This is a genomic window from Aerococcus sp. HMSC062A02, from assembly GCF_001809535.1.
Classification (GTDB): domain Bacteria; phylum Bacillota; class Bacilli; order Lactobacillales; family Aerococcaceae; genus Aerococcus.
The window spans coordinates 63,794-75,312 of record NZ_KV797928.1; the positions used below are offsets into that span (position 1 = coordinate 63,794).

Sequence of the window (11,519 nt, forward strand, 5' to 3'; positions counted from 1 at the left end):
AAGCACTCAAAAGCTGCTCTTGCGAACCCGACTAGACAGGGTGTGAGACTTAGCGCTTAGGCTTGGATGATTGGAGCAAGTAAGGATAAGAGCGAAGAATTCGCTCGTTCCTTACTTGTGACATCACTCCAAGCCTGCCAAGTCGAACTCAACTACACAGGGTGTGAAGGCTAGCGGGAGTACAAGAGCAACTAGTTCTTGTCTATACTCTCTCCCAAGCCACAATTAAGCATGAGGAGTGTGGCTTAATCAATGTGGAGCCACAATTAAGGCTTAGCAGTGGGTGTTAATTCTTGTCAACCCACAATCAATTACTGCAAATGTGGGTGACTAAGTTCTAAGCCACAATTGAGAAGGGCTAATGTGGCTTAATGGGGAGGAGGCCACAGTTAAGTCCCCTAAGTGTAGCTTGCAGTGTCTTAGTCCGATTTGGATGGGAAGTCGATACGCCTGCCGCTTTTTTAAGCGAACTTGAATGTGTAATAAGTCTAGATGGTCGCTTATTTATAAAATTAAGGAAAATAATCTGGGATTTTGAAGACAGTCAGGCGCTTTAGTGCTATTATTGGATTATTATCGATGAGGAGGGGCAACTTTGTCCAAACGTAAATATTTTAGACCCTTTGATAGCCTACGCTTTCTGTCGATGCTGGCTATTATTTTCTATCATTATACAAAACACCTCCTACCAGGGGGCTTTTTAGCTGTAGATATCTTCTTTATCCTCTCAGCTTTCTTAATTAGTGGACGGCTGGAGAGGGGATATCAGATGACGGGAGAATTCCCACACTTTTGGTCGACTTTTTTCAGGCGACTGGGGCGACTCTTCCGGCCCATGCTCTTCGTCCTGGTGGTGGGGACCTGCTATCTCTTGGTCTTCCGTTTTGACCTTTTGACCAACCTACCGCGTATGTTCTTCTCCAGCTTGGTCTTTGTCAATAACTGGTCGCAGATCCTAGCAGGGGGCTCGTATTTTGCGGATTTCGCCCACCCCTCGATCTTTACCCATCTCTGGTACTTGAGCATGTATGCCCAGTTCCTATTCTTATGGCCGGCCCTGGTTCGTTTGATCAGGCCCTATTTAAAGTCTGCTAAAGGGGCTTCCTGCTTCTACCTCATCCTAGCTGTTCTGAGTGCCATACTGATGGCGGTACTTTTTGATCCAGGCAAGGACCCGAGTCGCGTCTACTATGGGACGGATACCCGGCTCTTCAGCTTTGCACTAGGGGCCGCAGCTGGAACAATGATGCAGACGGATAAATTCCGTCAGATCATCAAGAAGGGGGCCACTTGGTTGACTTCGCTCTTGACCTTGGGAATCGGGGGCCTCATTTTCTTCATGATGCGCTATTTAACGGATTCATGGAGTCTGACCTATTACGGGGGGATGTTTGTTTTTGACCTCTTAGTGCTTGCTTTTATGGTTCTCTTAACCCTGCCAGGCAACTTAATCGCCAAGCTCTTACGCTTCCGTCCCCTATCTTGGTTGGGGCAGATGACTTATGGGATGTATCTCTTCTACTATCCTGTCTTCATTATCTTCCGTTCAGCACCCAAGTCGTCTAACTTCTTCGTCTCCTCGATTGCTTGGCAGCTGGCTCTTATTATATTCCTCGGGGCGCTGACCCATATTGTGGTGGTTCATCGGAAGGCCTACGTTCCCATCTTCAACCGGCCTAAGGGAGTCCCCCTCCAGTTAAAATCAGGCTTTAGAGCTGCCTTATCTTCTGAAACGTCACTAGCTAGTCGGATTGCCTTCTGGGCCTATCTCGCGATGTTAGTGGGGACTGGGGTCGCGCTCGCCCTAGCACCGATTGAACATGAAACGGCCGACCAGATCCGCCAGGCTGAAGAGCAAAAGGCAGCGTTGAAGAAGCAAAACCAAGCCATCGCCCAGGGTAATGTGTCAGATCCGGCCAGCGAAGAAGAAATTAAAGCCTATATCGACCAATTGCCAGCCGACCAACAGGGCTTCCTCTCCTCTCTTCCTAAAGAACAGGTGCAGATGGCCCATAACCTCCAGGCAACTTTTATCGGTGATTCCTTGCTCTTAGGTGCTTCTGAAATGCTGTCGATTACTTATCCTAATTCCTATATCAGTGCGGAAGTGGGCCGGCAAGTCTATGCCATTGCGCCGGTGATTGAACAGCTTAAAGCCAACCAGGCCCTCTTTAATCCAGTAGTTATTAACTTGGGAGCCAATGGCGGCTTCTCTAGCCAGCAAATTGTTGATATGGTGGAACAGATCGGCAAGGATCGAACCATTTATTTGGTCAATACCCATGTTAACCGGCCTTGGCGCGACGAGGTGAATGCCAATCTCAAGACCGCCGCTGATCAATTAGGGGATAAGGTTCACTACCTGGATTGGAATGCTTACTTCAATAGTCAGGAGGCCGCACCGAGCTGGCTAGGCGACGATGGTGTCCACTTCAATGATGAAGGACGTAAGCAGTGGGTGGCCTTTGTGACCCGGGCTATCTATGAATCGGAGCACCAAGAACTTCCTGAAGACCAGGAAAAGAAGAGCCAAGATTGACCCTCGCTTCATAAGTTTATGATTGCAGTCTTAAGCATTTTAGCGTAAACTGTAAGTATCACCTTAATATGTGGCAGGGTTGACCATTCAGCCTTTAGAGGCGGTTTGGCAACTCAACTGATTAAACAAAGAATAATGGACTCTGCCGGACTTGCGGTAGGGTCCTTTTAATTAAGGAGGCAGCTATGGAAGATACGATCGTTCGTGTCGAGGACTTAATCTTTGCCTATCAAGAAGACCAAGAGAGGCCCACCATCCAGGGGGTATCCTTTGAGATTAAACGAGGGGACTGGCTAGCCATTATTGGCCATAATGGGTCAGGAAAATCGACTCTGGCTAAGCTCATCGATGGGCTCTTGGAGGCCCAATCCGGCCATATTTATGTGGACGGTCAAGAACTTTCCGAAGAGACAGTGTGGGAGATCCGCCAAAAGGTTGGTTTTGTTTTCCAGAATCCGGATAATCAGTTTGTTGGGGCGACAGTAGAAGACGATGTGGCCTTTGCTTTGGAGAATGCGGGCATTCCTAGAAGCGAAATGGTTGAACGGGTCAATCGGGCCTTAGACCAGGTCAATATGAGTCAGTACAAGGACCGGGAGCCTTCTAGCCTATCTGGCGGACAGAAGCAGCGAGTGGCCATTGCGGGCGTCCTCGCCTTACAACCAGAAGTTATTATCTTGGATGAAGCGACGGCCATGCTAGACCCAGAAGGCCGGCATGAGGTCGTCTCTTTGATGCAGGACATTAAGGAGAGCCAGGAGATGACGGTCCTATCCATTACTCACGACCTCAATGAAGCTGCTATGGCAGACCAAATCTTTGTCGTGAACCAGGGGCAAATTGTCAAAAAGGGCCGCCCAGAAGAAATCTTTAAGGAGGGCCAGGCCCTGGTAGAGATGGGTTTGGACGTTCCCTTTGCAGAACAATTAAAGGAGGCCCTCCAGGCACGGGGACTTGACATGCCAGAAGCTTATTTAACGGAAGAAGGGTTGGTGGACTATCTATGCAAATTGAATTCGACCAGGTAGGCTTTGCTTATGGTGCAGGAACAGCCTTTGAGATGCAGGCCCTGCACGATGTGACCTTAACTATCCCAGATAAGAGCTTTACAGCCTTGGTGGGCCATACAGGTTCTGGTAAATCGACAGTAATTCAACACCTCAATGCCTTGCTCCTTCCCAGCTCTGGGGAGGTTCGTTTGGGCAATTTTGTTCTGAACTCAGAAAGCAAGGGCAAAGGCTTGAAGGACTTGCGAGCAAAAGTCGGCATGGTCTTTCAATTTCCGGAATCCCAACTCTTTGAAGAAACCCTTTTAGCCGATGTTATGTTCGGGCCTAAGAACTATGGTGCCAGCGAAGAAGAGGCACGGGAACGAGCCTTTGAAGCCTTAGATTTGGTAGGCATAGCTCCTGAGCTCCATGACCGGTCCCCCTTTGAATTATCAGGCGGTCAGATGCGCCGGGTGGCTATTGCCGGGATCCTCGCCATGCAACCGGAAGTGCTTGTCTTGGATGAGCCGACTGCTGGTCTGGACCCTAAAGGCCAAAAAGAAATGCTGGAAATGTTCTACCAGCTCTACCAGGACAAGGGCTTGACAGTGGTTTTGGTCTCCCACCATATGAATGACGTGGCCAAGTATGCCAACCATGTCATTGTCATGGAGGGAGGCACTTGTATACGCTCAGGCCGTCCTGAAGAAATCTTTCAGGATCCTGACTGGCTCCACCAGCACCAGTTGGACTTGCCAGATAGCCTGCACTTTGCCCGGACTTATGAAGCTCAAACGGGCAGGCCCTTAAGCGGGACAGCTCTGACAGTGGACCACTTAGCTGATGCTATCCTGGCAGATTTAGGAAGGGGGTTAGACTCCAATGAAGGATAAATTTATCCTAGGACGTTACCTACCGGGGGATTCCTTCATCCACTACTTAGACCCGCGTGCTAAGTTGATTGCTATGGTTCTTCTCCTAATCTTTATTTTCTTTGCCAATAATGTCTGGTCCTATGCTCTCTTATTTGCCTTTGTCATGTTTATGGTGGCTTTGACGAACATTTCCCTGTCAGTCTTTATCAAGGGCTTGCGGCCCATGGTAGTCTTGATTCTCTTTACGGTGATCTTGCAGCTCTTCTTCACCCGGACCGGGGAAGTTATCTGGCAGTGGGGCTTCCTAGTGTTGACAAAGGACGGCTTGATGAATGCGGCCTTTATCTTCTTGCGCTTCGTCCTGATTATCTTTATTTCGACCTTGCTCACCCTGACCACCCAACCCTTAGCCATAACCGATGCCCTTGAAAGTTTATTTTCACCTTTCCGTAAGATCTTACCTGTCCACGAAATGGCGCTTATGCTCTCTATCGCTCTGCGCTTCGTTCCGACTTTAATTGATGAGACGGATAAAATTATGAACGCCCAGCGTGCACGGGGCGTAGACTTCAATGAAGGCAATATCTTCGAACGGGTGAAAGCCTTTATTCCAATCTTAATCCCGCTCTTTGTCAATGCCTTTAACCGGGCCTATGACCTGGCCACGGCTATGGAGGCACGGGGATATCGCGGGGCAGAAGGGCGGACCAAGTACCGGGAATTGACCTGGCAGGGCCGAGATACGCTATCGCTTGTCGTGGTAGGTCTGGTCTGCCTAGGACTTCTTTTACTCAAAGATTAAGGAGGGATTTTTTGCAACGTTACAAGCTGACTTTGGCCTATGATGGCAGTCCCTATGTTGGCTTTCAAGTGCAACCCAATGGACCTAGTATCCAGGGGGAACTGCAGCGGGCTTTAAAACTGATGACCAAGGGCCAGACGATTAATGTCCATGGCTCTGGACGGACAGATTCTGGGGTCCATGCTTATGGTCAGGTGGTCCACTTCGATTACCCGGCGCCGATAGCTGAAGAGGCGCTCCTGCGTGCCCTGAACAGTATCTGTGACGATAGTATCTGTATCCAGAAGGTTGAAGCGGTGGAAGACACTTTCCACGCTCGCTACCACACCTCGGGCAAGCGCTACATCTACCGGGTGGAAGGGGGGCCTTTCATGTCCCCTTTCAAGCGCCACTATGCCCTCCACCATCCCTATCAAACGGATCTTGACCGTATGGCCCAGGCTCTTAGTTATATTAAGGGGCAGCATGATTTTGAAAGCTTTTGTTCGACCCATACCGATAAGACGAATTTTGTGCGGACCATTTACCGGGCAGAAGTACACCCGGGAGCAGCCCCCTCTAGCTATTACTTCCTCTTCGAGGGGGATGGTTTCTTGTACAATATGGTCCGTATTTTGGTGGGCACCCTGCTCCAAATTGGTGACGGGCTCAAGCCGATTGAGGAGATGCCCCGTTTGCTTGAAGTTCGAGACCGCAATGAAGCAGGACCCACTGCAGCCGCTCATGGCCTCTACTTGGATGAAGTTTTCTATTTATCAGCAGAAGACCGGGCTCAAAAGACTGCCCAGTGGTTGAACTTTAAGAAGGAAGCAGATTTTGATGCATAGGAAGAGGAGGCGTTTGTTCTGTTAGTTGTTATTTTTCTTGGCATTGTGGTGTCGCTCTTATTGGTAGGATCGTCCTTTTATTTATACAAACGGTCGCGCAATAAGTGGTACTTGCTCTTTATTGGCATTGGCCTCTTCTTTTGGGTCTTTGCGACGGCCATGCTCTTTATGACGATCTCTGCTTAGTATCATGTTTTATGGGCCTAAATCAGCTATTGAAGGCAAAAAAATTCCCAGTCACAGATGGACTGGGAATTTTTTCTTATCCTGTGAATTATTCAGCTAACTTAGCTTCTTGGTCTAGGGCCGCTTGGGCTAGGATGTTGAGATAGTGCCATGGGCGGTCAAAGTGAGGTTGGAAGAGGAAGTCGACATAGGCTAAATCCTCAATGGTCATATGGTTTTGGATGGCCAAGGAGAGGGTGTTGGCAGATTGGGTAATGTCATACTTGGACATTAATTGGCCCCCAACGATCCGACCAGTGCCTACTTCGTAAACAAGTTTCATATGAACGACTTCATTAGTTGGCATGAATTCGGGACGATAAAAGTCTTTGACATAGACAGAACGAGTGTCTAGGCCGAATGATTCAGCAGAGCCGTCGTTAACCCCTGTCGAGCCAATGTTCCAGCCGAAGAGTTTCAGACCAGAAGTGGATTGGGTACCACGGTATTTAACGCGGTCTTCTTTAATATTTTTACCAACTAGGTTCCCCATACGAACGGCATTGGTAGCCAATGGAATGTAGGCATGGCCATCATTAGGGTTGTAGTTCACGGCGCAAGAGTCGCCACAAGCGTAAATATCTGGGTCAGAGGTATGCATGAAGTCATCGACGATTAAAGCACCGTTATCGAAGGTCTTGAGGTCGCCGAAGAGTTCATTGTTAGGTTTGAAACCGACACAGAGGATAGCCATGTCGCATTCATACTCGCCCTTGTTGGTCCGAACAGCTTTGACAGCCCCATTCTCATCTCCAACAAAGCCATCCGCAAATTCAGACATGTGCATTTCAACCCCATGTTCTTGGATGGTTTCTTCTAAGATATCGGTCATTTCGCTATCGAGATACTTGCTCAGTGGGTGAGGCATGCCGTCGATCAGGACAACTTCCTTGCCAGTTTCAGCGAAGGCTTCAACAAGTTCAATCCCGATATAGCCCCCACCAACAACAGCTATCCGTTTCTTATCGTTCTTCTTAGCAATAATTTCTTGGGCATGGTTAAAGTTCTTGCAGAGAAGAACATTGTCAAGATCCAAGCCATCAATTGGAGGAATAATTGGCCAAGAACCTGAAGAAAGCACTAACTTGTCATAGCTATCTTCAAAGACTTCGCCTGTTTTCAAGTCTTTGACTTGGACTTTCTTGTTGGCTTGATCGAGTTCTAAGACATCGTGTTCCATCTTCACATTGGCGCCGAGTTCAGCTAAGGCATCGGGGCTAGAGTAGAAGAGGCCGTCAACATCCTTAACGACACCACCAACATAGAGGGCGATCCCGCATGAGAGGAAGGAGACATTATCGTTCCGTTCATAAATCGTAACATCGATGTCCTCGTTCTCGTTTAACATGGTTGTTACTGCAGCAGTTCCGGCATGGGTACAGCCAATTACAATTACTTTCATCTGGCATTCTCCTTTATATTAAAGTTAAATCTATTACTAACTCTTTCACAATCTTATTATACACGTTGACAGCGATTTCACAAACTAATAACACTTAATCTAAAAACAATAATTGTTCTATTAATAAAATTGTCATTAACTTTAAACAAGATCAATAAGCTTTCGATATAATGATGAAAGCGCAGTCAATCAGGGAGTGATGTATTTTGATAAGGTCTTTTTCTAATAATAAACTAATTGTTTCTGGGCAGTTTATAAACAATAAATGTTCTTTTTGCGAGAGGCAAGTGAAGGGATAATGAAAGGGCTTTTAATTGTAGTTTGGGCGGCTTTATGTCATGATAGAATCAGTAATAGTGGTGCAAATTAGCAAGCGATAACAGAAAGAGGGATAGCATGAAAAGTAAAGCAGCAGTGGCTTTTGGGCCTAATGATTTAAGAATGGTTGAAGTAGATGTTGAGGATCCGCATCCAGGTGAGGTAATGGTTAAGATTGCCTACACTTCGGTTTGTCATACGGATATTTATAGCTTATCAGGTGATGACCCATCGGCTATTTTCCCTTGTATCTTGGGGCATGAGGCTGCGGGTGAAGTGGTAAAAGTTGGGGATGGCGTTGAGAGTGTTGAAGTGGGCGACCATGTGATCCCTCTCTGGAAGCCAGAATGTGGGAAATGTGACTATTGTCAGAAAGGCTTGAACTTCTGCTCAGCCATTAGTGAAACCCAAGGCCAAGGCGTGATGCCCGATGGAAGGCCGCGCTTCTCTTATGAGGGTAAGCCCATCTATCATTTCATGGGGACCTCCACTTTCAGTGAATATACCGTCCTGCCTGAGATTGCCTTGACCAAGATTGATCCCGAAGTGCCCATGGATGAAGTCTGTCTCTTGGGCTGTGGGGTAACAACCGGGATTGGGGCTGTCCGCAATGATGCTGCCGTTTATGAGAAGGCAAGTGCGGCTGTCTTTGGTATCGGGACGCTGGGTCTAGCTGCCATCCAAGAACTCAAGCGATCACAAGCCGAACGTATTATTGCAGTCGATATCGATTCTAACAAAGAAGAAGTAGCCCGCGACTTCGGGGCGACGGACTTCATTAATTCGAGCGAATTGGACCGCCCTGTCCAGGAAGAAATTATCGAATTGACCGATGGCGGGGTTGACTTCAGCTTTGTTTGTGTGGGCAATACCGACGTGATGAATGCTGGTCTAGAAGCCACGCACAAGGGCTGGGGAGAAAGTGTTATTATGGGCGTAGCTGCCGGCAATGACAAGATCTCAACCCGTCCCTTCCAATTGATTACCGGTCGGACTTGGCTAGGAACTTCCTTTGGTGGCGTCACCGGACGTACGGGACTCAGCGAATTAGTGGAAGAATACTCTGAGGGTGGCATTGACCTCAAGCCCTTCATCAGCCACCGCATTGCCTTTGACGATATTGAACAAGCCATCGAATGGCAAGAGAACGGTGAATCCCTGCGAGATATTCTGACTTTCTAGGAGGTTTAACCATGGAATTAATTGAAAGTAAGAAAATTTTTGGCGGAGACCAGGTCCGCTACAAGCATGTGTCCAAGGTCCTTGGCTGTGAGATGGTCTTTAGCCTCTTTCTGCCAAAAGAATCCCAAGACCGTCCAGTGCCCCTGGTCTGGTTCTTGTCGGGGCTGACCTGTGATGACCAGAACTTCTCCACCAAGTCGGGCTTCCAGCGCTATGCAGCAGACTTGGGATTAGCAGTCTTAATTCCCGATACCTCCCCACGCGGATCAGAAGCCGCCGATGATGAGGCCTATGACCTAGGCCAAGGCGCAGGTTTCTATCTCAATGCCAGCCAGGAACCTTGGGCTAGCCACTATCAGATGTATGATTATCTATTGGAAGAGCTCGCTGAGCTCGTTGAAAACTGCCTCCCCCATGGTTCTAGCCAACAAGCCATCATGGGGCATTCCATGGGCGGTTACGGCGCTTTGGTGATGGGAGTGAAAAATCCCCATCGCTTCCAGAGCATCTCGGCCTTTGCACCCATTTCAAATCCGACTCAGGTCCCCTGGGGTCGCAAGGCCTTCACTGCCTATCTCGGACCTGACGAAAGTACTTGGGCTGAGTGGGATCCTGTCCACTTGGTTAAGGAAGCTAAAGATGAAATTCCTATCTTCATTAGCCAAGGCACAGCAGACGAATTTTACCCTGAGCAATTGGACGAAAGTGCCTTCCTAGAAGCAGCAGAAGTCGCTAACTATCCGGTCCGCTATCAAAAGGAAGAAGGCTATGACCATTCCTATTACACCATTTCGACCTTTATCGGAGACCATTTGAAATTCCATGCTGACCACCTATAGGGTGTGAGCAAAGGCGGTTAGAAAAGGATGACTGGAGGTAAAAGGGATAAGAACGGCTTTAGCCGGTCGTTCCCTTTTACCGAAGTCACTCCTTTTCTGCCTTTTCGAGCCTAACTGGAGGGTGTGGGCAATAGCGTTTAAAGTTGACGAAAAAAAGAAACTGGGCCTTGTTTCCAGTTTCTTTTCGTTTATGGTGCATTATTTTGCAGACGACTTCTTATCTTTCTTGCGGAAAAGATGGGAGAGAACTAGGCCGGTAAGGGTCAGGATTGGGATGCCTTCGACGAGGAAGGCTAGAGCATTGCTTTTTTTCATGGGGCACCTCCTTACTGATATTATAACAAGATTTCCAAATAAAATTAAGCTTAGGGATTGACTTCTATTGGCGGATAAGGTATGATATTAAACGGTATTGTTTGCCCCACGATTGCCCCGGAAATCAATTGTGAATTGCAACAATCAGTCAAGAAAAACGGAGGAAAAGTAGATAATGCGTACAACATATATGGCAAAAGCTAACGAAGTTGAACGCCAATGGGTTATCTTAGACGCAACAGATATTCCATTAGGTCGTCTTTCAACAGTTGCAGCATCCATGCTGCGCGGTAAAAACAAAGCAACTTTCACCCCTAACGTAGACACTGGTGACCAAGTCATTATCATCAATGCTGAAAAAGTTAAATTAACTGGTAAAAAAGCATCTGATAAGAAATACTACCACCACTCAGGTTACCCAGGTGGTATCTACGAAACAACTGCAGGGACTTTACGTGAGGAAAAACCTGAACGTTTAATTGAATTATCAGTTAAAGGCATGCTTCCTAAGAACAAATTAGGTCGTCAACAATTCACACACTTACATGTGTATGCTGGCGCGGAACATCCACACCAAGCACAACAACCTGAAACTGTAGACATCAAGGACTTAATTTAAGGAGGGAACAGCTAGTGGCACAAGCACAATATCAAGCAACTGGACGTCGTAAGAACTCATCTGCCCGTGTACGCTTAGTACCTGGTAATGGGAAGATCGTCTTCAATGGCAAAGAAATGGAAGACTACCTTCCATACGCATCACTATTCGTTATCGTTAAACAACCTTTAGCAGTTACTCAAACTGAAGGTCAATATGATGTATACATCAACGTTAACGGCGGCGGTTACGCTGGTCAATCAGGTGCAGCTCGTCACGGTATCGCCCGTGCCTTACTGCAAGTTGATCCAGACTTCCGTAAACCATTAAAAGACGCTGGCTTGCTCACACGTGACCCACGTATGAAAGAACGTAAGAAACCAGGTCTTAAGAAAGCTCGTAAAGCGCCTCAATTCTCAAAACGTTAAGAATTGGCGACCAAGAACTTTTCCAGCACTTGCCCATGGCAGGTGCTTTTTTGTGCTTGCTTTAGCTTATAAATTTGATAAAATAGGACAAAAGGTTGGATGAATTTTTTTGTATAAAATTGTATTGGTGAGCATCCGTTCCGCTGGTGAGCATCCGTTCCGCTTTTGAATTTGGTCCTT

The 11,519-nt window shown here is 47.5% G+C and carries 11 protein-coding genes; 9 read left to right on the top strand and 2 right to left on the bottom strand.

The annotated features are described in order from the left end of the window. The first annotated feature begins 595 nt into the window (after positions 1-595). The 5 genes from HMPREF2626_RS05655 to truA all read left to right on the top strand — a co-directional run bounded on the left by HMPREF2626_RS05655 (position 596) and on the right by truA (position 6,032). Positions 596-2,539 (top strand): acyltransferase family protein, encoded by a 1,944-nt coding sequence (locus tag HMPREF2626_RS05655; protein WP_083294363.1) that lies wholly within the window; start codon positions 596-598, stop codon positions 2,537-2,539. Between the two features lie 185 nt (positions 2,540-2,724). Then, positions 2,725-3,567: an energy-coupling factor ABC transporter ATP-binding protein gene (locus HMPREF2626_RS05660; RefSeq protein WP_070618567.1), complete on the top strand. Its 843-nt coding sequence runs from the start codon at positions 2,725-2,727 to the stop codon at positions 3,565-3,567. Beyond that, the gene (locus HMPREF2626_RS05665; protein ID WP_070618570.1) at positions 3,543-4,421 is read left to right on the top strand and encodes an energy-coupling factor ABC transporter ATP-binding protein; all 879 of its coding nucleotides are present in this window, start codon (positions 3,543-3,545) and stop codon (positions 4,419-4,421) included. The genes HMPREF2626_RS05660 and HMPREF2626_RS05665 overlap by 25 nt, the downstream gene beginning before the upstream one ends. Beyond that, positions 4,411-5,205, top strand: a complete 795-nt coding sequence (locus HMPREF2626_RS05670; RefSeq protein WP_070618572.1) for an energy-coupling factor transporter transmembrane component T family protein — start codon at positions 4,411-4,413, stop codon at positions 5,203-5,205. The genes HMPREF2626_RS05665 and HMPREF2626_RS05670 overlap by 11 nt, the downstream gene beginning before the upstream one ends. An 11-nt stretch (positions 5,206-5,216) precedes the next feature. Further along, positions 5,217-6,032, top strand: a complete 816-nt coding sequence (gene truA, locus HMPREF2626_RS05675; protein ID WP_070618575.1) for a tRNA pseudouridine(38-40) synthase TruA — start codon at positions 5,217-5,219, stop codon at positions 6,030-6,032. Between the two features lie 274 nt (positions 6,033-6,306). On the opposite strand, the gene HMPREF2626_RS05680 is transcribed toward truA, so the two are convergent. Then, a complete protein-coding gene (locus HMPREF2626_RS05680) occupies positions 6,307-7,659 on the bottom strand; it encodes an FAD-dependent oxidoreductase (protein WP_070618578.1) in 1,353 nt (450 codons plus the stop codon). Between the two features lie 396 nt (positions 7,660-8,055). Here HMPREF2626_RS05680 and HMPREF2626_RS05685 point away from each other — a divergent pair, with 396 nt between their 5' ends. The 4 genes from HMPREF2626_RS05685 (at position 8,056) to rpsI (ending at position 11,339) form a co-directional block, all read left to right on the top strand. Then, positions 8,056-9,159: an alcohol dehydrogenase catalytic domain-containing protein gene (locus HMPREF2626_RS05685; RefSeq protein ID WP_070618581.1), complete on the top strand. Its 1,104-nt coding sequence runs from the start codon at positions 8,056-8,058 to the stop codon at positions 9,157-9,159. Between the two features lie 11 nt (positions 9,160-9,170). Further along, positions 9,171-9,998, top strand: a complete 828-nt coding sequence (gene fghA / locus HMPREF2626_RS05690; protein ID WP_070618584.1) for an S-formylglutathione hydrolase — start codon at positions 9,171-9,173, stop codon at positions 9,996-9,998. 490 nt (positions 9,999-10,488) lie between these two features. After that, the gene (gene rplM / locus HMPREF2626_RS05695) at positions 10,489-10,932 is read left to right on the top strand and encodes a 50S ribosomal protein L13 (RefSeq protein WP_070618587.1); all 444 of its coding nucleotides are present in this window, start codon (positions 10,489-10,491) and stop codon (positions 10,930-10,932) included. A 14-nt stretch (positions 10,933-10,946) separates the two neighbouring features. Then, the gene (gene rpsI / locus HMPREF2626_RS05700) at positions 10,947-11,339 is read left to right on the top strand and encodes a 30S ribosomal protein S9 (protein WP_070618589.1); all 393 of its coding nucleotides are present in this window, start codon (positions 10,947-10,949) and stop codon (positions 11,337-11,339) included. On the opposite strand, the gene HMPREF2626_RS10215 is transcribed toward rpsI, so the two are convergent. Next, on the bottom strand, positions 11,336-11,519 hold a 184-nt coding region (locus HMPREF2626_RS10215; protein WP_210382798.1), incomplete at its 5' end, for a hypothetical protein. The two genes, rpsI and HMPREF2626_RS10215, sit on opposite strands and share 4 nt — an antisense overlap.

Bases quoted from the DNA above. Each gene is read 5' to 3' on its own strand.
- HMPREF2626_RS05660 (WP_070618567.1), top strand. From the start codon at position 2,725: ATGGAAGATACGATCGTTCGTGTCGAGGACTTAATCTTTGCCTATCAA.
- HMPREF2626_RS05665 (WP_070618570.1), top strand. From the start codon at position 3,543: ATGCAAATTGAATTCGACCAGGTAGGCTTTGCTTATGGTGCAGGAACA.
- HMPREF2626_RS05670 (WP_070618572.1), top strand. From the start codon at position 4,411: ATGAAGGATAAATTTATCCTAGGACGTTACCTACCGGGGGATTCCTTC.
- HMPREF2626_RS05680 (WP_070618578.1), bottom strand. From the start codon at position 7,659: ATGAAAGTAATTGTAATTGGCTGTACCCATGCCGGAACTGCTGCAGTA.
- HMPREF2626_RS05685 (WP_070618581.1), top strand. From the start codon at position 8,056: ATGAAAAGTAAAGCAGCAGTGGCTTTTGGGCCTAATGATTTAAGAATG.
- fghA (WP_070618584.1), top strand. From the start codon at position 9,171: ATGGAATTAATTGAAAGTAAGAAAATTTTTGGCGGAGACCAGGTCCGC.
- rplM (WP_070618587.1), top strand. From the start codon at position 10,489: ATGCGTACAACATATATGGCAAAAGCTAACGAAGTTGAACGCCAATGG.